Genomic DNA, 21,895 nt, shown 5'->3' on the forward strand with positions numbered 1-21,895 from the left:
AGTGAAACGACGAAGCAATCTAATTAAAGAGAGATTGCTTCGCTCTGCTCGCAATGACGATATTGCTATTTAACTACCTGCACCCATTTACCAGCTTGTGTAGCACTGATGTTATTGTTGTACATGGCCTCGCATTGTACTGCCGATAAATAATATTTACCTACATAAGATGCATTTAAGAGCACTTTATAGGTTAGGGTTTCGTTTTCACGGATATTAAAATAGGTGAATACACGATCGTCTCTCACATCACGGTAGGTAAATGGCGAAGAAGCTAACATGCTCTCATTGTCATTTAATCGGGTATTGATAATTTCCCAGCCAGAAGGGAAGATCTGTGTCAAGGCCATTTGCTCATAATATCCCATTTTGCCTGGATTTTTAACCACTACTTCTGCATAAAAATCGGTACCCTGCTTAAGTACTGATGGATCTAAAACCTGACCTTTTAACGTTTTATAGGCAATATCCATTTGTAATACTTCTGGTTTGTTGGGCAAGAAATTATTCTGACCAGCAATTGGCTGTCCTTGTAATATTAAACGAACAAATAATACATTATTTCCAGTATTGGTAATACTTGCATTGTTGTTTTTGAAAGCAATTGCTGTACTGTTTAAATACTGATCGCTATTTACATTACCTTTTGTTCCATCTAAAACATAACTGTACTGTAGTTTATTTGTACTGCTATTTTGCCCACAGAATTTGGCAATAGCCAATAAACTATAGGCTGTGGTTTGCGTACTGTACCAAGTATTTTGTCCTAAACGAGCAGCAACAGTTTGTAATAACTGAGCTGCCTTTCCTTTTTGACCCATTAGGGTTAGCGTTTCCATAATCATGGCCTCATCTCTTAGTTCAGAGCCATAGGTTCCACCTAATTGGTTATAAGGTTGTACAGTTTGTGCTAATCCTTTAATTAAGGCATTTGCAGCTTGTGCCTGACCTGCCAACTGATAAGCAGCAGCCAATCGCCATTTGGCACCCACAGAAAGGTACTCGAAAGCTCTTAACCTGTTCATTGCAGCCATTTCTGGTTTTTTAGCCAAGGCCAAGAAATAAAGTCGATAAGCTTGGCTTAAATCGCCACCGTAAAAATTATTGCTATTTGGCACCCAATTGTTGGCTTTGCCTTTTTGATAACGGATCAATTCATCCATCATGCCTACAGGGAGCGTATAACCAGCGTTTTGGGCTTCGATTAAGAAATGTCCTGCATAATTTGTTCCCCACTCGTCGGCATTGCCTTCTCCAGGCCAATAACTTAGGCCACCATCGGTAGTTTGGAAACCTTTTAATCTATTGATACCAGATTTGATGTTTCTTTCTACTTCGGTCTTTTTCTGAGTGCTCAATGGGGTTAATTTGTCTAGCATCAATTGAGGGAAAATACCCGAAGTGGTTTGTTCTACACAACCATGTGGATACTGGATTAAATAGCTCAAACGTTTATTCAAGTCGATAGGTGGGATTGAGGAAACTTCTACTGTACCAGAGTTCGTCCCCTGCATACCTATTGGCGCATAACTTGTTTTCCAAGTTTGTTTGGGTTGGATGGTAGCTGATACCACATTGGTTACATAAGGGTTCGGATTACGGATATCCATCTCCACATCGTAAACTGTTTTTTCAGCGCCACTCTGGGCAATGATCTTCACTTTTGCAATACCTACCGAATTTGGTGCTACCACTTGGAAATAAGTCATCTGTTCGCCAGCTTGTTTAAAGCTCAATTGTTGTGTTTGTGCACCAACTACATTTAAGTTTGCACTTTGTAATTGTACATTTACCATTTTAAGGTTGTTATTGGTGGCAAAGATATTTACAGGTAAGGTAAAGCTTTCGCCAGGGCCAATTACTCTTGGTAAGGTGGCCAATACCATCAAAGGTTTTTTAACCTCAACCGCTTTTTCTGCATAGCCATAAGCACCATTTTGTCCGGCAATAACCATTGCTCTTACAGAGCCAATGTATTGTGGTAAGGTAAATTTGTGGGTTTTACTTTCTCCTTTATTGAGGTAAAAAGGTCCCATAAATTTAACTACAGGTTTAAAACGATTGGCTTTGGCCGGATTTAAGTTTTTGTTAATGCTACCATCACCACCAATACTTAATATTCGTTCTAAATTTCCTCCCCAAGCGCCAAGCACCTGATCGAATAAATCCCAAGTTTTTACACCCAAGCCTTCTCTGGCATAGAAAATACTATGTGGGTCTGGGGTTTTGAAACGGGTCAAGTCAAGCAGACCTTCATCAACTAGGGCAATGGTATAGGTCATGGATTTGCCCTTAGCCTCGGCCACTGTAATTCTGCTTTCTACTTCTGGCTTTAGCGTATTGGCCATTTTAATGGTAGGTTTTAGAATGGTTTCTGGGTCTTCGATACTCAAAGGGATAGCACCATACATTCTAATCGGTAAGTCGTTTAAAGTTTGAGCATGTGGCTGCAACAAAGTGATGTTGGCAAATACATTTGGAGCCATGTTCTTTTCTGCTTTAAACTTAAATTGAGTTTGACCTTTTTTGGTATCAACCCAATAGGTTTTTAGCACACGACTACCGTTTTCAATAGCGATCAATGCTCTTCCATTTTCTCCGGTTGGGATGGTTAGCGTAATTTCTTCGCCTACATTAAATTTCTCTTTATTGGCAGTAAACGATAACATAGAAGCCTCGGTAGGGTTGTTGCCTTGTTCGCGTTGTGCCCAACCTGGCCAATCGATATAAACCGACTTGCCTGTGGTGTGCCCGCCATTTTCATCACGGATTAAGATCAGGTAGCGTCCCCATTCTGGTTCATTGATACGGAAACTCCAAGCCCCTTTACCGTTAGTTAAGGATACACTTTCCTTTTTGATTAGTTTGTTGTACTGATTTTGGGTAAAGTTGGCATAACTTTCTTGGTTGTCTTGTTCCCACCACCAACGCCATTGCACTTTATACAGTTCTACTTGCACTGTTTTTGAGCCAGTTAAAAGTTGACCATCTCTATTTACATTTACAACGGAGATTTGATGGTCTTGTCCAGTTAACAACATCCCACTTAATCGATCTCCTTTTGGAGTTTTAATACCTAAGTAGCTATTGTAAACATGGTAAGGAATGCTAAAATTATCGATGCTGAAATTACCTCCTGGCTCGAATACTTTAGTGGTAAAATTAGCTCTTAATACACCCGGTGCAATATTACTTTCACTTAAATTGGTATTCACTACAGCTGTTCCTGTACTGTTTAAGGTACCCTCAAATATAGTTTTGATCTGCGATACAAATTTAACAGTAGGGTTGTCAAATGTATATTCATCAAAACCTTTGAATTTGGTATCAGTAGTATTTAAGTTTACATCAACCTTTGCTTTTAGATTTTGTGCTGGCGTACCAAACAACCACTTAGCCGAAAGGGTAGTGGCAGATGAAGCGCCGTTGCCGAGGTAAGTTTTACCGCCCAAATCAAAATTGATTTTTAATCGGTTCGGCATAATCGTCTCTACCTTAATGGTTTTGCTAAACGATGCTCCACCAACCTTCACTTTAGCTAACCAATTACCAGTAGGTGCTGTACTTTCTGTAGCTGTTTTAAAGCTGTAAAAACCATTTAAAGCTTGTGCACTTACAGTTCTTTTGGCCAATTGACCTTTTGGATTATAAAACTCGAAGGTAACAGGATAATTTTCTGGGAGCTTTTTAAGTTTATCTTCTAGTATAAAAGATAGGTATACACTATCTCCAGGTCTCCAAACACCTCTTTCGCCATAAATAAATCCTTTAATGCCATCTTGCACTACATCGCCACCTACGTCAAAACGGCTCAATGGTAAAGAGTTCCCATCGTCTAGTTTTAAATAGCCACGCTCGGTTCCATTTTTGGCAATCAATAAAAATGGTTTCTTTTTCAAGTCAAAAGTAGCCAAACCTTCTCCATCTGTTTTTACTGTGGTTAACAATTGACGTTGGTAATCCAGTAATTCAATGCTTACCCCGCTTAAAGGTTTTGCAGTTAATAAATCGGTTGCAACCACCAACATGCTGTTGTCATTTCCTCTTTTGGCTACTAGGCCAATATTAGAGGCCAATAAGTTACGACTTGCCCAACGCTCATTGGTATAATAAGAAGAAGTACATGGGTTTTCGCGATCATCCCATCTGTAATGGTTGGGGTAATAACTATCGTATCTTTCCCAAAATGCATCATCCTCATCTATTTTTTGTCCATAGCTATTGTATTCTTCGCTATCTTCATTGTCTCCCTCAGCACTTTCTGTATTTTCTTTACAGGCATATACATTGTATGCTTGTCTAAAACCAATGGTTACTCGATACATGGCTCCAGGTTCAGTGCGGATCAATTTATCTAGATCTAAAGTAAAACGTGTTTTTTTATGTAGGTTAACACCTTTGTCTTCATCTAAACGGATCGTTTTTTGTACTACTGGTTTGGCAACCCTTCTCAGCTCATTTCCTTCTTTGTAGTTGTTAACTTGGAAAAATTGAGGGATATTGTTTTCGTAGATCTTGATAATGGTTACATCTACTGCTTTTAGATTAACAGCCTCAAATGGTAAAACCAATTTGCCAGAATTTGGCAGAATAGTTCCCGTACCTGCAATGGTTACTGCAGGCAATTTATTCTCGAAAATGATATTCGCTGTTTTGGCACTTTGCAAAGTTTTACCCTCAATATTGGAAACGGCTGCATTTACATTTACTGCATAATTTCCTTCTAAGGCATCGGGTGCATATACCTTAATCTGACTGGCGTCTATGGTAAAACGAAGGTCTTGTAAGCTTCCCAATCCAATTAAACCATTTAAATCTTGTGCTACATTGATAGGGTCTGAACATTGGATAAGCGCATAATCTTCGGCACCTTGAATGGCTTTAATGTCTAATACCTTGAAGACTCCTTTGGCAGGAACTGTAATTTTTTCTTCTCCTTTATTGGCTGCAGCATCAATAGCATCTCCATTCCATTTCAAAACTAAGTTCGTTTCCTGGTTACCTCTTTTAATGCTGTCTATTAAAAAGGTAGATCGATGTTGATCTGGTTGGTGCTGCCATTTGATTTTTAGCTGTTGTCCGAAATCAAGTTGTAGGGCCATTTCTATTTTTGCCTGTTCTTCTACATCTGCAGTATTGATTTCACCACTTAGCTTCATGTAAGTTAAAGAAGTATTGTTCTGACTAACAAGACCATTTTGACTTAAACTTAAGCCTGGCTTGATGACTTTAAAGTCAAAATCGAATTCCTCTAGACCTTTTTCTGTGGTGGTAATGGCTGATAGATTTAGGGTAGCCTCATAAACCTGATCGGGTTTGAGTGGCTGTTCTGGTCTAAATTCTAAGGTTTGGGCATCAATCCAATAGGTTTTTCCTTTAATGCTCGGCGAAAAATCTAACAAATTTCTTTCGTCTGGTTTGCCCAGATCACTTACGCTTTTGACTGCACTGGCCAAATGTACCCTGATGTAACTCTTTTTAGAGATGGTACCTGAAGTATATGATTCTACATATTTGGCATAAGCCTGATTGTCTTGTTGTTTTTTCTTTTTAAAGAAAAGAAAATATAAGGCTACAATAGATATGCCTATTAAAGCAACAAAAATTGCTTTTTTAAAAGTAGAGGAGGAGTATTTAGCGGTGTTTTCCATAGCAGATACATTGGTAAATGTTCTACGAAAATTAACGAAAAATGATTAGGACAAAGAAATTATTTATCAACTTCTCATATTCGTATTCTTAATACCTGCTTAAACCTGAAAACATTTGGCTTTTAAACCATAGCCTACTGAAATTATTTCTTAGGGGCGCTATTGATAACTTCCTTTGCTTTTTTTAAGATCGCTTCATTATCCTTGGTATTGTCAAACTGGATATTTGGTGTAACTCCTTTGCCAACTACATCAAATGCAGTTCCTTTATAGTCAATGGTACTTCCTTCTGTTAATACCAAAAAGGCATTATCGGCTAAGGGGTGTTCTTGATTGGCAGAAGTAAGACCACCTGTATTGGTACCTAAAATGGTTACATTTTTTAAACCAGAAAGGGCGATGGTGATGAATTCGCCTGAACTAGCTGTTCTTTTGCTGGTAAGCACAATAATTGGCTTTTGCAATTGTTTGATTTTTGGAACTTTGATGGCAAAGCGATGTACTACTTTTTTGCCTTCGTAAATTACTCCCTTTTTGATGTTGAAATAAGTGTCTATGCCATCGGCATTACGAGCACCCATCAATTTTTTATTTTCCACAAATGGCGAAAGTGCTGCATACATTGGCAAAAGCATGCCGCCTTCATTGGCTCTTAAATCGATAATCCAGCCTTTTAATGGTTGTTTGTCCAATTTTTCAATCTCGGCTAGTGCATAGCTCACATATTCTTGCCAGTCGGGGAAATTATAAGAACCAATAGCAGGAATTGTAAAATAGCCATACTGTTGATCAATGATTTTAGCTTCTACAAGCGGGAGTTTTTGTCCATTTTCACTGTAACGTTTAAGGATAAAACTAACCTGTGCTGGTCTATAAAAATTAGAATGGGCGTCGCCCAATTGTTTAATTACAGCTTCTAAAGTAGGATAAGTTTCTTTAATGGTTTTTGCGTTTGCAATCGCTTTATAGGAAGAAGCATAAACTTCTGTCCAGTTGATCTTGTTTTTATTAACCGATCTTGTTTTCATTAGATCGAGTGCAGTAGTTACATAGTTTTTTACAGAATCGGCTTGTGCTTGGGCAGTATAACAGGCTACGGATAAGCATAGAAATAGAAAAGCAGTTTTCATAAAATAGAATAGGGGTTGATTAATTATGGTAAATGAAACTAAGTTGCAACTATTTGATCATTACACCTGGTTTGTTTAACAATGGGATGCGTATAATGTTGCTGTCCACAATGCTTTCTGGTAAAAAAATAAATTTTTTATCGAATATTTCTTTGCCAATGTAATAGCTCATCCAATATTCATTGGTCAATCCAAAAACCGCGGTGTCTATAGCCTCAACTCCGGCATAAGAATTTGCGTCTAAATCGCCAATAAAATGCCTTAATAAAGATGTTTTAACTTGTTTGCCATCTTTTTCTCCGTAACCTTTAGAGGTAATCATGACATTGGTTATGGGTTCATCTTTAAAATTCACCACATAAACCGTCCAATTTTTAACCTCTGGTGTTTCACTCATCAACACTACAGCAATAGCTATATCTTCTACTATATTTTCTGGCAGATCTGCTTTCAAAACTGGTTAACTGTTTAATTGTTTATTAGTTTAACTGTTTGCAGTTATGCATCTAAAAATGGAAACTCATAACTGCCAACTGAAAACTACTTTTTCTTTGCTACTGCTTTCTTTTTAGCTGGTGCTTTTTTCTTTTTAGGTTCAAAAGCATCAGGAACTTGGGCCACAATTAACTTTTTAACCTCGTCTAAAGAAACGGCAGCTAATTCTTCTGCAGTATATTTTTGTTTACTGGCTGGATTATTCCCCAGTTTTAACATTTCTTTACCAAAACGGATGAAAGGTCCCCAACGGCCATTTTCGATAGCAATTTTTTCATCAGTCCATTGCTGTATAAAACGGTTATTTTCTTTTTCTATTTTCTTGGTAATCAGTTCTACGATATCTTTTTGAGAAAGCTGATCAAAATTATAAGCTTTTGGTACATTGATGAACAAACCATTCCATTTGATAAAAGGTCCGAAACGGCCAGTTCCTTTGGTAACTGGAAGGTTATCATATTCGGCAACTGGTGCATCTGCTGAAACTTTCTCCCCAATAATTTCTATGGCTCTGTCAATATCAACTGTTAATGGGTCTTCATTTTTTGGAATTGAAATAAAAGCATCGCCCCATTTTACATAAGGACCAAAGCGACCCACACCAACAGAAACTTCTTTACCTTGGTAATCTTCTAATTGGAAAGGCAATTTAAATTGATCTAATGCTTCTGCTAAGGTAACGGTTGCAACAGACTGAGACTTACCTAAACTAGCGTAACGAGGTTTATCATTCTCATCATCACTTAATTCGCCAATCTGCACTAAAGGTCCGTAACGGCCAACTTTAGCGTATACATTTTTACCTGTATCTGGGTCAACACCTAACAAACGTTCGCCGTTAGCTCTATCAGCATTTTCTAGGGTATCTTCAACCTCACTGTGAAAAGGCGTATAAAAGGAGTGGAGCATTTTGGTCCATTCTTGTAAACCTTGTGCAATCTCATCAAACTGCTTTTCTACTTTGGCTGTAAAGTTAAAATCTACAATGCCTTTAAAGTGTTCAACCAAAAAGTCATTCACCACTTCGCCAATATCTGTTGGGAAAAGTTTAGCTTTTTCGGCTCCGGTAATTTCAGATTTGGTCAGTTTACTAATGTTTCCATTGGTTAAAACCATGCTCATAAAATCACGTTTGCGTCCTTCTCTATCTTCTTTTACCACATAACCACGGTTTTGTACCGTTGAAATGGTTGGTGCATAGGTAGAAGGTCGGCCGATGCCCAATTCTTCTAATTTCTTTACTAAACTTGCCTCTGTGTACCTTGCAGGCGGACGAGAAAATCTTTCGGTTGCCGATAAATCTTTTAAAAGTAGGCTTTGGCCTTTTGCCAATGGTGGAAGTAGGTTGTTGTCTTCGTTTTCTTCTTCTTCCTCATCAGTTGATTCGAGGTAAACTTTTAAGAAACCATCAAATTTGAGTACTTCACCTTCGGCTAATAGCTCTTCTTTTCTGGTACTGATGGCAATATTTGCTGTTGTTTTTTCGAACAATGCTTCGCTCATTTGAGAAGCAATGGCACGCTTCCAAATCAAATCGTACAAACGTTTTTCCGAATTGTCTCCATCAACAGCGTGTTGGTTAAAATAAGTAGGACGGATGGCCTCGTGTGCCTCTTGTGCACCAGCAGATTTGGTTTTATATACTCTTGGTTGGTGATATTTGTCGCCCCAAGCCGATTTAATTTCGGCAGCTGCAGCGGCAATAGCAGTTTCAGATAAGTTAACAGAGTCAGTTCTCATGTAAGTGATCTTTCCGCTTTCGTATAACCTTTGTGCAATTTGCATGGTTCTAGCTACAGAAAAACCTAATTTACGTGAAGCTTCTTGCTGTAAAGTTGAAGTGGTAAAAGGTGCTGCCGGATTTCTTTTGGCAGGCTTAACTTCTAAATTACTAACCGAGAAATTGGCAGCAATGCAATCTTGTAAAAATTGTTCAGCATCGGTTGCTTTTTCAAAACGATGTGGCAACTCTGCTTTAACAATTTCTTTACCTTTTCCGGTACTGAATTGTGCGGTAATCTTAAATGCAGCTGTTGCATTAAATTTATTAACCTCACGTTCTCTATCTACAATTAAACGTACGGCTACTGATTGTACACGACCAGCCGACAGAGAAGGTTTTACTTTTTTCCATAAAACAGGAGAAAGTTCAAAACCAACCAATCTATCTAATACACGACGGGCTTGTTGTGCATGTACCAGATTATAGTCAATGGTACGTGGTGTTTCTATTGCCTTTAAAATGGCAGGTTTGGTAATCTCATGAAAAACAATCCGTTTGGTATTGCTTTCTTTCAATCCTAAGGTTTCATATAAATGCCAAGAAATAGCTTCTCCCTCGCGGTCCTCATCGGATGCTAACCATACCATTTCGGCTTCTTTGGCTAATTTTTTTAATTCGGCAACTACTTGTTTCTTGTCGGCAGGTACTTCATAAGTTTGGGAAAAATTATTTTCGGTATCTATTCCCATATCTCCTTTTACTAAATCGCGGATATGACCATAACTAGACTTAACCAAAAAATCTTTTCCTAAATAACCCTCTATGGTTTTAGCTTTTGCAGGTGACTCGACTATTAGTAAATTTTTTGCCATTCAGAACGTTTTTCTGCAAATAAAACTATAAATTAGTCTAAAATCAAAATCGTTCTACTAATTATTTTTAAAAATATACTTTACAATAACGTTTAAGTTGCTCTTTTACATTGCCTAACCGTATTCAAATCGCCTTTTACTAATTTTTTAAATTATTAATTTCTTGACGTTATAATTATTATAACAATCCAATTTGTAACTATATTCGTTTATACATTTAAAAAAAAAATCACATGATTAATACTTTATTAATACTATTTAGTTTATTGGTTAGTCCAACACCTCCTAAATCTGTTTACGATTTTACCATGACAACGATTGACGGTAAAACAGTAAAATTGTCAAAATTTAAGGGTAAAAAGATTTTGATCGTTAATACGGCATCTAAATGTGGCTATACACCGCAGTATGAAGATCTAGAAAAATTGCACAAACAATATGGTAAAGATATTGTATTGATCGGTTTTCCGGCAGGTAACTTTGGTGGCCAAGAGTTAGCAACCAACAATGAAATACAAGATTTCTGTAAAAAGAACTTTGGTGTTACTTTTTTATTAAGCGAGAAGGTAAGTGTAAAGGGAGCAGATATCAATCCATTATTTAGCTATTTAACAACTGAAGAAAATCCAGATTTTAAAGGCGATATCAAATGGAACTTCGAAAAATTCTTGATCAATGAAAAAGGAGAATTGGTACACCGTTACCGTTCTGCTGTAAAACCATTAGACCCAGCCATCGTTAAAAATTTATAATATTTTCTTTAGAGTTTTATCGATCCCAAGGCACATTGCTTTGGGATTTTTTTATTTTCTATCTTTAACAACACATTTTAAATCTATTCCATTTGAACTTATCTCCATATTTTATTCTAGGTGCTGTATTGTTGGTAGCCTTATATTTTATCCTCCGCAAAAAGAAAGTTGTTGCTCAGGCATTAAGTGATAGTGATCGACAACTTTTAAATAACAATGTTGATTATTATGTGGAATTGACCAATTCAAAAAAACTACTATTTGAGCAAAAAATAGCTTTGTTTCTGAGCGCTGTTAAAATAGAAGGGGTGGGCCTATCCATTACACCTTTAGATAGGTTACTGGTAGCATCTAGTGCAGTTATTCCAATATTTGGTTTTAACGATTGGCAATATAAAAACCTAAGCAATGTGGTTTTGTATCCCGATACCTTTAATAGAGATTTTCAGTTTGAGGGTGGAGAGAGAAATATTATGGGCATGGTGGGTACTGGTTATATGAATGGTCAGATGATTTTGTCGCAGTCGGCCTTGCATCATGGTTTTTCGAAAAGCGCAGGTAAAGAAAATACAGGGATCCACGAGTTTGTACACCTTCTAGATAAATCTGATGGTGCTACTGATGGTGTACCCGAAAATTTGATTGGTCACCAATATGTACTTCCTTGGTTAAAAATGATCCATCAAGAAATAGAAAGGATTGAAGACAACAAATCAGATATCAACCCTTATGCCATTACGAACGAGGCAGAGTTTTTTGCGGTGATATCGGAATACTTTTTCGAAAAACCAGAACTGCTCAAAGAAAAACATCCCGGTTTGTATGAACAGTTGAGCAGGATTTTTGCACAAGACCCTGCATAGTTGTTTTGTCATTCTGAACGCAGTGAAGAATCCTTTTTGAGCAATAACTATGCAATATGATACTTCGACAGGCTCAGCATGACAAGCAAGGCTACGGTTAAGTTGGTCGGGATTTGTAATCTCGACCAAGATATTTTGGGATTTCTAATCCCACTTAAAAATTCAACTTAAATTAAGAAACCACCACCCAATAAATCATTTCCTTCGTAGAAAACTGCCGATTGACCTGGAGCAATTGCAGAAACAGAATGATCGAATACCACACGCATTTGATCTTTTTCTTGTACAATTGTACTCAACATGCCAGCATCTTTATAACGGATTTTGGTAATCACATTGTCTAAAGGCTCGTTAATGTTTTCGTATTTGATCAAGTTAATGTTTCTAACCATGGCTTCTCTACGTTCTAGCTCATCGGCTCTGCCTAAAACAACCGTATTGCTTTCTGGTAAAATTTGAGTAACAAACATAGGCTCACCAAAAGCAACACCTAAGCCTTTACGTTGTCCAATGGTATAAAATGGGTAGCCTTTGTGCTGACCGATAATCATGCCATCACTATTGATGAAATTTCCACCAGCAACTCTATCTTCTAAATCTTCAACTTTATGTTTTAAAAATGCTCTGTAATCGTTATCTGGAACAAAACAGATCTCATAACTTTCGCTTTTCTTAGCCAATTCTTCTTGCCCCATATCTAACGCCATTTGACGAATTTCAGATTTGGCAAAACTACCCAAAGGGAATTTGGTACGTGATAGGTTTTCTTGAGAAACACCCCAAAGCACATAAGATTGGTCTTTGTTTTCGTCTTTACCTTTAGAAATTACATAACGCCCGCTATCTTGTTGACGGATGTTTGCATAATGGCCAGTTGCAATAAATTCGCAATCTAGTTTATTGGCACGTTTCAATAAGGCTTCCCATTTGATATGGGTATTACATAAAACGCAAGGATTTGGGGTACGACCAGCCAAATATTCGTCTACAAAGTTGTCGATTACAAAATCGCCAAATTCATCTCTAATATCAAGGATATAATGAGGGAAACCATAGTTTACGGCTAAAGTACGTGCATCGTTGATGCTGTCTAAGCTGCAACATCCAGTTTCTTTGCTGCTTCCACCAGATGTGGCATAATCCCAGGTCTTCATGGTTAGGCCAATTACCTCATAACCTTGCTCGTGCAACATTACAGCTGCAACCGAACTATCAACCCCGCCACTCATGGCCACCAAAATTCTACCGTGTTTACTCATTACTAAAAGTCAGGTTGCAAAAATACAGGTTTTTGCTGAATTAATTGATGAAGGTAGTCTGAACAATGTAAAAAAGGCTACTTTATTTGTTGGCTCGATGCTCTAATCTCAATCTGAACAGGTAAAAGAACTGTTTCGAAATCTGCTGTATCATGTTTAATTAAGGATAACAGTTGTGCAGTGGCTAAACTTCCAATTTCAAAAGAAGGTTGATGTACTGTACTTAATGAGGGATTTAAAGCATCGGCAAGGTCGGTATTGCTAAAGCCTATTAAAGCGATATCATTAGGGATATGGTAACCTGCTTTATTTAATAAAGCTAAGCAATTGGTACTCAATAGGTCTGTGGCTGTAAAAATAGCTGTTGGTCTATCTTTTACTGCCATCAATTCATTGATGGCATTGTTCAGGTTTTCATTTAAGGCAGTGGCTGTTGGGGTATCACAAAATTTGACCAGTTCACCTTTATAAGCAATCCCCGCATCGCTTAAAGCCATTTTGTAACCTTCAAAGCGTTCTGTGGCCATGCTGAGTTTGGTATTGCTGTTGATATGGGCAATTGCCCTATGTCCATTGTTAAGGAGGTGTAAAGTGGCATCATAAGCTCCCTTAAAATTATCGGCAGCAACTTTATGTGTTTGTATCTGGTTGCTCAACCGATCAAATAGTACAATTGGTAATCCTGTTTTTTGGAGATTGATCAAATATTCAAAATCTGTGGTTTGATAGGTAGGAGAGATCAACAAACCATCAATTCCGCCAGCATACAATAAGTTTACACAAGCTTTTTCCTGCTCAAACGATTCTTTGCTTTGCATAATGATCAGTTGGTAATTGTGTGCAGTGCAGTAATGGTCAATACCATCGAGCATTTGAGCCACAAAATTGTTATCAATAGAACAAACCACTACACCAATAGACCTGCTTTTGCCTTCCTTTAAACTTCTGGCCATGCGATTGGGCAGGTAATGATGCTCTTTTGCATAAGCCAAAACCTTTTGCTTGGTCTCATCGCCAATCTGATAACTATCTGTTAATGCTCTAGATACCGTAGAAACAGATAAGTTCAATGCTTTTGAAATATCACGAAGCGTAATCGTTTTGTTCATTAACTAAGGAAAACTTGTAGGGCTAAATATACGTTTTTTTGCCATTTTTGATCTTTGAAAATGACTAGTTTTTGGACTTAACTAAAACCATTTAGTAATAGTTTTTTGTCAATCTTATAGAATTCTGTTAAAATTAATACCTTAGATTTTCAATTGATCATTCCGTTAATTAAAACCATGAAAAAAATCCTTTTTTATTCTCTTCTTTTCCTTTCGTTAGCTGTTAATGCCCAACAGAATCTGGTAAAATATGTAAAACCATTAATTGGTACAGAAAAAATGGGACATACTTATCCAGGAGCTACTGTTCCATTTGGTGCAGTACAACTGAGCCCTGAAACAGACACCATTCCTTACGAAATGAATGGAAAATACAATGGTGATGTATATAAATACTGTGCAGGATATAAATATGAAGATAAATCTATTGTAGGTTTTAGCCATACGCATTTTAGCGGTACTGGACATTCAGATTTAGGCGATTTTTTGGTGATGCCAACACAGGGCAAATTGCAAATGAACCCGGGTACTGCCAATAATACCAAATCTGGTTTTCGTTCTGCCTTTTCTCATGCCAATGAGGTTGCAGAAGCAGGTTATTACAAAGTGAAATTGGATGATGACAACATTTTAGCCGAAATGACAACTACAAATAGAGTAGGAATGCATCAATATACCTTTCCAAAATCTGACCAAAGCCATATTATTTTAGATTTAATGGCTGGAATATATAATTATGATGATAAAACGGTCTGGACTTATGTACGTGTAGTAAATGATACCCTAGTAACTGGCTACCGTCAAACTTATGGTTGGGCCCGTACACGTACCGTCTATTTTTCGATGAGTTTCTCTAAGCCTTTTAAAAGCTACGGACAAAAGAATTATGATGCACGTCAGGCTTATCGTGGTTTCTGGGGCAAGTTTGACCAGAGTAAGAATTTTCCTGAAATTGCCGGTAGAAAGGTTAGAATGTATTTTGACTTTGATACCAATGAAGGTGAAAAGATAAAGATCAAATTTGCGCTATCACCAGTTAGTCAAGAAAATGCCCTGCAAAACATGCGTGCTGAAATTACAGGCTGGGATTTTGAAAAAGTAAAAGCGCAAGCACAAGCTACCTGGAACAAAGAACTGAACAAGATCAATATAGCTGCCTCAGAGGATGATAAGGTTAATTTTTATACAGCAATGTACCATGCTTTTATCAATCCAACTACCTATACCGATGTAAACGGACAGTACAAGGGTTTAGATCAAAATATCCATACCGCTAACGGATTTACCAATTATACTACTTTTTCTCTATGGGACACTTACAGGGCTTTACATCCATTCTTTAACATCATGCAACCTGCCCGTAACAACGACATGGTGAAATCGATGTTGGCACATTATGATCAAAGTTCGTTACACATGTTGCCCATTTGGTCGCATTATGCAAACGACAATTGGTGCATGAGCGGTTACCACAGTGTTTCTGTTATTGCCGATGCCATTATAAAAGGGGTGTACAATGGAGATGCGAATAAAGCCTTAGAGGCCTGTATTGCAACAGCCAAAAAACGCAATTACGAAGGCATAGGTTATTATATGGATTTAGGTTACATTCCAGCAGAGCGAAGTGGGGTATCGGTATCAAATACCTTAGAATATGCTTATGATGACTGGTGTATAGCACAGATTGCCAAAAAACTCAATCGCGAGGATGTGTACCAAGAGTTTATCAAACGTTCGGGCAATTGGAAAAACAATTTTGATCCAAGTATTGGTTTTATGCGTCCAAAACTGGCCGATGGTACATTTAAAAAAGAATTTGATGTGTTGAGTACCCATGGACAAGGGTTTATTGAAGGTAACAGTTGGAATTATAGTTTCTTTGTACCACATGATCCAATGTCGCTAATGGCGCAAATGGGAGGGAAAAAAAAATTCGCTGCTCGTTTAGATACTTTGTTTAATATGCATTTACCAGATGAGTTTTTTAAAGACACAGAAGACATTACAAGAGAGGGTATTATAGGTGGTTATGTACATGGCAATGAGCCTGCACATCATGTAGCTTATTTTTATAATTATACAGATCAACCCTATAAAACACAGGCACAAGTGCGCCATATTTTAAAAATGCAGTACAAGCCAACACCAGATGGGTTGGGGGGTAATGATGATTGTGGACAAATGAGTGCTTGGTATATGTTTTCGTCCTTAGGTTTTTACCCTGTTTCGCCAGGTGGCGACGAATATGTTTTAGGTTCGCCATCGGTAAATAATGCCAGTTTAAACTTAGAAAATGGAAAAACATTTACTGTGGAGGCTATTAATCAAAGCGATAAAAACGTGTATGTGCAAAAGGTATTGTTAAATGGAAAAGAACTAATAAAGCCATTTATAAAGCATGCTGATATTACCAATGGTGGTAAATTGACTTTTTACATGAGTGCCAAACCAAAAAAGTAATAAATGTTGATGAATTAAAGATTTAATTTATTAGATTTGTACTACCACATTATATTTTAATATTATATAACACATAATTTTAAGAGGAGCCATCAATTTGATGGCTTTTTCTGTATATATCCAAACGATCTTACTATACTTATTCTTTATAAAGTAAGCCTTTTCTTAGTCAATTTTATTTTGCTTACAGCCAAATACATAAGCCAAGTAAATCAATTGTAGAGAACTTTCCTGCCTTTAGCTCCAATATTTTTTAGATATTTAGACTTCTAAAACTGAATTGTAAGGGATGAAGATAGTTATTGCCGAGAAGCCTTCCGTTGGTCGTGAGTTAGCAAAAGTGTTTGGTGCAACAACCAGAAAAGATGGTTATATCGAAGGTAAGGGCTATTCTTTTACTTGGGCATTCGGGCATTTGCTGCAATTGGCTCCTCCACAAGAATATGGGTTTATTGGTTGGCGAAAACAACATTTGCCTATGTTGCCAGCTAAATTCAAACTTTCTATCCGTAAAATAAAAACCAAAGATGGCTTTGTAGAAGATCCGGGTGTTAGAAAACAATTGGATATCATTAAAAAACTATTTGATGAAGCTACAGAGATCATTGTGGCAACGGATGCTGGGCGTGAGGGCGAACTGATTTTCAGGTACATCTATTATTTTCTGAAATGTAAAAAACCTTTTAAAAGATTGTGGATTTCTTCACAAACTGATGAAGCGATTAAAGATGGTTTTAGAAACCTTAAGCCTGGTACAGATTACGATACTTTGTTTAATTCTGCACATTGTCGTTCTGAATCAGATTGGTTGGTAGGCATGAATGCCACACAAGCGTTGAGCATCTCTGCAGGCTCTAAAAGCGTACTTTCGTTAGGTAGGGTACAAACCCCTACATTGGCCATGATTTGTGCCCGTTACATAGAAATTAAAAACTTTGTACCACAAACTTATTATCAGATCAGTATTCAATTGGATAAAGATGGTCAGTTGTTCAAAGCCATTTCTATTGCTAATTTTAAAACCTTAGCAGAAGCCCAAGAGCTATTCGAAAAGGTAGAAGATGTGGCTTCTGGTTTTGCAACGGGAGGTAATATTACAGCAGTAGAGGCAAAACCTAGAAAAGAACCACCTCCATTATTGCACGATCTGAGTAGTTTGCAACAAGAAGCCAATAAACGGAACGGTTTTACGGCAGACCAGACCTTAAATTTGCTCCAGAACCTCTACGAAAGTAAATTGGTTTCTTATCCTCGTACCGGAAGTAGATATATTGGCGACGATGTTTTTGCAAATGTGCCCAACCTCATTGCAACTTTTACCACACATGCCGATTTTGGAAAACAGGCTAGTTTTTTACAAACGGTAATGCTCAACAAAAGAAGTGTAAATGCTAAAAAAGTAACCGATCACCATGCAATTTTGCCAACTGGCGAAAAACCCTATAATTTAAGTAAAGACCATCAAGCGGTGTACGATATGGTAGCCGGACGGATGTTGGAAGCTTTCCATCAGGAATGTGTGAAAGAGATTACCAAGATCACTATTGAGTCGGGTTCTGTATTTATGGCCAATGGTACTGTTATTCGTTCGGCAGGTTGGCGATCGGTATTTAATGAAGTTGAAGACGATAAAAAGGATGAGGATAATCCTGCATTGCCAAAAGTAAAAGCTGGAGAATTATTACCAATTGTAAATAAAACATTGTTAGAAAAGCAAACTAAACCTAAAGCTTTATACAATGAAGCATCCTTATTAAAAGCTTTAGAAACCTCAGGTAAAGAAATTGAGGATGAGGAACTTCGCTATGCCATGAAAGATAGTGGTTTAGGTACACCGGCCACACGTGCTGCAATTATAGAAACCTTGTTAACTAGAGAATATATTGTCCGCGAAAAGCGTAACCTAGTACCCACCACAAAAGGTTTGGCAGTTTATGAAGTGGTAAAGGATAAAAAAATTGCACAGGCAGAATTAACCGGGCAATGGGAGAAACGTTTAGAGGAGATCCGTTCTGGTGCCTCGGTAACCGACTTTAAGACGGAAATTGCCGATTATACTAAAACCATTACGCAAGAGCTTTTAGCTGATGGTATAGGCTTGTCGGCCCAATTAGAAGCTGCTCCAACTACTGCATAGTGCTGTCTATGTAAATTGGCTATGACGATTGGGCAAATCAATTAGAGTTTGCTAAATTGCCTTGAAATGAATCGCAAATATTTTTTATCCTCGCTGCTGCCCGCTTCACTACTTTTAAACTCGTTAAGTAGCAAGGCAGCTGTTGTTACTGCTTTGGTTAACGAACCTAAAAGAATAAAAATTCCAGCTTATTTATCACCTGGAGATAGCATTGGGATCACTTGTCCGGCAGGTTACATTACGCAAGCTGAAATAGATCCTTCTGTACTCCAAATGAAAAGTTGGGGCTTTAATGTGGTGATAGGTAAAACAGTTGGTGCCAGAGATTTTACTTTTGGTGGTACAGATCAAGAACGCTTAGCCGATTTGCAACAAATGTTGGATGATCCAACTATCAAAGCCATTATGTGTGCCCGTGGGGGTTACGGAGCGATTAGAATTATAGATCAATTAGATTTTAGTGCCTATAAGGCTGCACCCAAATGGTTGATCGGTTTTAGCGACATTACCATTTTACATTGCCATATCAACAGCAATTATCAGGTAGCCACTATCCATTCTAAAATGTGCAATAGCTTTCCGTCTGATTGGAATTTGGCAGAACCGATACAAATAGAAACCATTAACTCTATCCAGAAGGCGTTAAAGGGAGAGCCAATGAAATATAGTGCTGTTTACAATGCCAGCAATAGAATAGGAAAAGCCAAAGGAGAATTGATTGGAGGTAATTTAAGGTGTATTGAGAACTTGGCAGGAAGTAAATCTGAGATTGAAACAGATGGTAAGATTCTTTTTGTAGAAGATACCGGCGAATATTTATACAGTATTGATAGGATGTTCTATAACCTGAAAAGAAGCGGTAAACTAGCTAAATTAAAAGGTTTGATTATTGGAGGCTTTAAAGTGAAAGCTGATGATGAAGGGGATGGCTTTGGACGAACATTGGTACAGATTGTAATGGATAAAGTTCAAGAGTACAATTACCCTGTTTGTTTTGATTTCCCGGTAGGGCACCAAAGAGCAAATTTCGCGTTAAAATGTGGTGTTAAACATGTGTTGGAAGTTACTGCAGAAGGAAGTAAACTAGAAGAAGCTTAATTTTAGAGCTTGCTATCCTGACGTAAGAAGAATCTTTTTATTCGGGATGCTTCGATACTTCGGTAAACTCAGTATGAACTAAGCTCAGCATGACAGCTTTTGGAGCTAATATCACCTATGTGTTCTATGTTTCTATGTGGTCAGCTAAGCCTAGTATGATAACTCTAGGAGTTTAGTAGTTAATAGGACAAAAATATGTTGTATAACTTAAGCTCCGATATGGTAAACGGCAGTTTCTTCATACCTAGAGGCAACAATAATCTCTGTATTGCCTGCATGTTGCTGAAACAACTCATAAACTAAATTAGGATCGTTGTTGTCTTTACTTAAATGCGAAAGCAAAAGATGGCTCATGTATTCAGGTTTATGCGCTAAAAATAAATCTAAAGCCTGTTGGTTAGATAAATGACCATTTCCGCCACGGATCCGATTCTTTAAATAATAGGGATATCTACCCTTATCTAACATCTCTTCATCATAATTGGCTTCTAAAAATGCAGCATGACAGTTTTTAAAGTTGTTGATTACATGGTCGCAATGCGAACCAATGTCTGTAAACACACCAACGGTTATGCCATTGCAACTAACGGTAAAACTATGAGGTTCTGCTGCATCATGTTTTTTCGGAAAGGCCGTAACCTGTAAGCCACCAAATTGAATAGGAGTATAAGCAGCAAATGATTGGATCAAATGTTCTTGCAACCTTTGTTTGCCACCTAAAAGAGTATTGTGGGTAATGTAAACAGGTAATTGGTATTTCTTGGCTAATACTGGTACGCCTCTAATATGGTCGCTATGCTCATGAGAGATGAAAATAGCTTTAACCTTGTCCATCTGCAATGATAGCCTTTGCATCCTAATTTCAGTTTCCTTACAACTCAGACCAACATCTACCAATATTGCTTCATCGGCATTGCCTATATAAAAACAATTGCCGTTACTACCTGTATTTAAAGAGCTGATGAATAATGCCATAAGAAGCTACAAAGAAAACGAAATAATCGATTTAAAATCTGCAATTTTATAAACATTTACAAATGCCGAAACAACTTTAACCAATTGCTGTTTTACCTTAAATGAAATATAATGGAAGAAAAATATAACCATGCTACACCGCAAAGACCTGAAGGGGCAAGGCCTCTCGATGCAGGGATTATTCCCATAGCTATTCCAAAATATATTGATCAGATTAGAAATGAAGATGCTTACCATAGAAATGGAAAGAATGCAATCACTGTTTTCAAATCAGAAAAGATAACCATTACTTTAATTGCGCTTAAAGCTGGAGAAAATATACATCCTGGTAGTGAAGAAAATGAAGCTACCATGAGTTTACAGCTTATTGATGGTCATTTATTTTTTGAAAGCTTGGGTAATGAAATTGAACTAAAAAATGGCGAATTACTAACTTTACACCAACAATTATCGTTTAACGCAAAGGCTATTAAAGACAGTATTTGCTTGTTAACCATGGTTAAATAGCTTTTCAAGGCACTTTTGTTAATTTTTTTTAAAAGTTGATATCAAGAGCTAACAAATTGCCATTCAGGTATTTTTGTCGAAAAAGTGGCTTAACGCACCAATAAAAGCAATTATAAATATTTTAAATTCATTTGTTTATTAGGTATAAATGATATATTTGAAATCAAATTAAAACTAGAAAAATGGAAAAATTCTCAAAAGTTAAAGAAGTAATCGCTGCAATTGAGGCAGATGCTGAAAAATTTTATAATGGTGGTAACGCAGCAGCAGGTACTAGAGTACGTAAAGCAATGCAAGACCTTAAAGGTTTAGCTCAAGAAATCCGTACTGAGGTAACTGATAAAAAAAACTCGGCTAAATAAGCTTTTGAGCTTAATCATTAAAAAAGACCCTGCTTTTGTAGGGTCTTTTTGTTGATAGACCATTTTGATCTTGTCTAAACAATTGGTCTTTTGTATTGAAGTAAATAGAGTGAGATGAACAAAATTTTGTACTTTTAACACCAAGAAAGATTAAATAGCCTTAAAGATGATTTCAGTAAAAGTAAGCTATACCGTAAAGCCAGAGTTTGTTGAAAAAAACAAACAGAACATTAGCATATTCTTAAACGACTTTAAAAAATTAGTGAGTGCAAATTTTCTTTATAATGTTTATTTACAAGAAGATGGCCTAACATTCTTACATATTTCTATGTACGATGATGAAGATGTACAACATCAAGTATTGCATGTTCCTTCCTTTTTGCAGTTTCAAAAAGAGAGAGATGAGAGTGGGCTAAATGATAGTCATAAGTTTGAAACCTTAACTTTTATAGGCTCATCCTTAAGTATCATTAAATAATTGTTCTAAATCATTTAGAGCAAT

The 21,895-nt window shown here is 37.1% G+C and carries 15 protein-coding genes; 8 read left to right on the plus strand and 7 right to left on the minus strand.

All coding sequences use genetic code 11. The features are described 5' to 3' along the window. Positions 1–65 precede the first annotated feature (65 nt). The 4 genes from AQF98_RS08970 to topA form a co-directional block, all read right to left on the minus strand. Positions 66–5,651, minus strand: coding sequence for an alpha-2-macroglobulin (locus tag AQF98_RS08970; protein WP_055131600.1), 5,586 nt, complete (start codon positions 5,649–5,651; stop codon positions 66–68). Between the two features lie 143 nt (positions 5,652–5,794). Continuing rightward, positions 5,795–6,781: a S41 family peptidase gene (locus tag AQF98_RS08975; protein ID WP_055131601.1), complete on the minus strand. Its 987-nt coding sequence runs from the start codon at positions 6,779–6,781 to the stop codon at positions 5,795–5,797. 49 nt (positions 6,782–6,830) lie between these two features. Further along, the gene (locus tag AQF98_RS08980; RefSeq protein ID WP_055131602.1) at positions 6,831–7,235 is read right to left on the minus strand and encodes a hypothetical protein; all 405 of its coding nucleotides are present in this window, start codon (positions 7,233–7,235) and stop codon (positions 6,831–6,833) included. Positions 7,236–7,321: 86 nt separating this feature from the next. Beyond that, complete coding sequence (gene topA, locus AQF98_RS08985) at positions 7,322–9,871, minus strand: type I DNA topoisomerase (protein WP_055131603.1); 2,550 nt, start codon at positions 9,869–9,871, stop codon at positions 7,322–7,324. A gap of 233 nt (positions 9,872–10,104) precedes the next feature. On the opposite strand from topA, the gene AQF98_RS08990 reads away from it, so the two are divergent. Together AQF98_RS08990 and AQF98_RS08995 are read left to right on the plus strand one after the other, a co-directional pair. Further along, positions 10,105–10,623: a glutathione peroxidase gene (locus tag AQF98_RS08990; RefSeq protein ID WP_055131604.1), complete on the plus strand. Its 519-nt coding sequence runs from the start codon at positions 10,105–10,107 to the stop codon at positions 10,621–10,623. 92 nt (positions 10,624–10,715) lie between these two features. Then, complete coding sequence (locus AQF98_RS08995) at positions 10,716–11,486, plus strand: zinc-dependent peptidase (protein WP_055131605.1); 771 nt, start codon at positions 10,716–10,718, stop codon at positions 11,484–11,486. Between the two features lie 167 nt (positions 11,487–11,653). Here the strand turns inward: AQF98_RS08995 and mnmA are convergent, their stop codons facing one another. Together mnmA and AQF98_RS09005 are read right to left on the minus strand one after the other, a co-directional pair. Beyond that, positions 11,654–12,745 carry a tRNA 2-thiouridine(34) synthase MnmA gene (gene mnmA / locus AQF98_RS09000; protein WP_055131606.1) on the minus strand — a complete coding sequence of 364 codons (1,092 nt, stop codon included), beginning with the start codon at positions 12,743–12,745 and terminating at the stop codon, positions 11,654–11,656. Positions 12,746–12,822: 77 nt separating this feature from the next. Beyond that, the gene (locus tag AQF98_RS09005; RefSeq protein ID WP_055131607.1) at positions 12,823–13,854 is read right to left on the minus strand and encodes a LacI family DNA-binding transcriptional regulator; all 1,032 of its coding nucleotides are present in this window, start codon (positions 13,852–13,854) and stop codon (positions 12,823–12,825) included. Positions 13,855–14,031: 177 nt separating this feature from the next. On the opposite strand from AQF98_RS09005, the gene AQF98_RS09010 reads away from it, so the two are divergent. From AQF98_RS09010 to AQF98_RS09020, 3 genes are all read left to right on the plus strand, one after another. Next, entirely contained in the window at positions 14,032–16,314 is a 2,283-nt protein-coding gene (locus AQF98_RS09010) for a GH92 family glycosyl hydrolase (protein WP_055131608.1), read from the plus strand. Positions 16,315–16,603: 289 nt separating this feature from the next. Next, positions 16,604–18,451 carry a DNA topoisomerase III gene (gene topB / locus AQF98_RS09015; protein ID WP_055131609.1) on the plus strand — a complete coding sequence of 616 codons (1,848 nt, stop codon included), beginning with the start codon at positions 16,604–16,606 and terminating at the stop codon, positions 18,449–18,451. A gap of 66 nt (positions 18,452–18,517) precedes the next feature. After that, a complete protein-coding gene (locus AQF98_RS09020; protein ID WP_055131610.1) occupies positions 18,518–19,549 on the plus strand; it encodes an LD-carboxypeptidase in 1,032 nt (343 codons plus the stop codon). A 207-nt stretch (positions 19,550–19,756) separates the two neighbouring features. On the opposite strand, the gene AQF98_RS09025 is transcribed toward AQF98_RS09020, so the two are convergent. Next, positions 19,757–20,524, minus strand: coding sequence for an MBL fold metallo-hydrolase (locus AQF98_RS09025; protein WP_055131611.1), 768 nt, complete (start codon positions 20,522–20,524; stop codon positions 19,757–19,759). Positions 20,525–20,635: 111 nt separating this feature from the next. Between AQF98_RS09025 and AQF98_RS09030 the strand changes: the two genes are divergently transcribed. From AQF98_RS09030 to AQF98_RS09040, 3 genes are all read left to right on the plus strand, one after another. After that, positions 20,636–21,031: a hypothetical protein gene (locus tag AQF98_RS09030; RefSeq protein ID WP_055131612.1), complete on the plus strand. Its 396-nt coding sequence runs from the start codon at positions 20,636–20,638 to the stop codon at positions 21,029–21,031. Positions 21,032–21,213: 182 nt separating this feature from the next. Further along, positions 21,214–21,393, plus strand: a complete 180-nt coding sequence (locus tag AQF98_RS09035; protein ID WP_055131613.1) for a hypothetical protein — start codon at positions 21,214–21,216, stop codon at positions 21,391–21,393. A 166-nt stretch (positions 21,394–21,559) separates the two neighbouring features. Then, positions 21,560–21,871, plus strand: a complete 312-nt coding sequence (locus AQF98_RS09040) for a hypothetical protein (protein ID WP_055131614.1) — start codon at positions 21,560–21,562, stop codon at positions 21,869–21,871. Positions 21,872–21,895 lie beyond the last annotated feature (24 nt).

It is taken from the genome of Pedobacter sp. Hv1 (genome assembly GCF_001412215.1).
GTDB lineage: Bacteria > Bacteroidota > Bacteroidia > Sphingobacteriales > Sphingobacteriaceae > Pedobacter.

What these genes read in the sequence shown, in the direction of transcription:
- topB (WP_055131609.1), top strand. Translation starts at nt 16,604, where the DNA reads ATGAAGATAGTTATTGCCGAGAAGCCTTCCGTTGGTCGTGAGTTAGCA.
- AQF98_RS08975 (WP_055131601.1), bottom strand. Translation starts at nt 6,781, where the DNA reads ATGAAAACTGCTTTTCTATTTCTATGCTTATCCGTAGCCTGTTATACT.
- AQF98_RS09010 (WP_055131608.1), top strand. Translation starts at nt 14,032, where the DNA reads ATGAAAAAAATCCTTTTTTATTCTCTTCTTTTCCTTTCGTTAGCTGTT.
- topA (WP_055131603.1), bottom strand. Translation starts at nt 9,871, where the DNA reads ATGGCAAAAAATTTACTAATAGTCGAGTCACCTGCAAAAGCTAAAACC.
- AQF98_RS09005 (WP_055131607.1), bottom strand. Translation starts at nt 13,854, where the DNA reads ATGAACAAAACGATTACGCTTCGTGATATTTCAAAAGCATTGAACTTA.
- mnmA (WP_055131606.1), bottom strand. Translation starts at nt 12,745, where the DNA reads ATGAGTAAACACGGTAGAATTTTGGTGGCCATGAGTGGCGGGGTTGAT.
- AQF98_RS09040 (WP_055131614.1), top strand. Translation starts at nt 21,560, where the DNA reads ATGATTTCAGTAAAAGTAAGCTATACCGTAAAGCCAGAGTTTGTTGAA.
- AQF98_RS08990 (WP_055131604.1), top strand. Translation starts at nt 10,105, where the DNA reads ATGATTAATACTTTATTAATACTATTTAGTTTATTGGTTAGTCCAACA.
- AQF98_RS09030 (WP_055131612.1), top strand. Translation starts at nt 20,636, where the DNA reads ATGGAAGAAAAATATAACCATGCTACACCGCAAAGACCTGAAGGGGCA.
- AQF98_RS09035 (WP_055131613.1), top strand. Translation starts at nt 21,214, where the DNA reads ATGGAAAAATTCTCAAAAGTTAAAGAAGTAATCGCTGCAATTGAGGCA.
- AQF98_RS09020 (WP_055131610.1), top strand. Translation starts at nt 18,518, where the DNA reads ATGAATCGCAAATATTTTTTATCCTCGCTGCTGCCCGCTTCACTACTT.
- AQF98_RS09025 (WP_055131611.1), bottom strand. Translation starts at nt 20,524, where the DNA reads ATGGCATTATTCATCAGCTCTTTAAATACAGGTAGTAACGGCAATTGT.
- AQF98_RS08970 (WP_055131600.1), bottom strand. Translation starts at nt 5,651, where the DNA reads ATGGAAAACACCGCTAAATACTCCTCCTCTACTTTTAAAAAAGCAATT.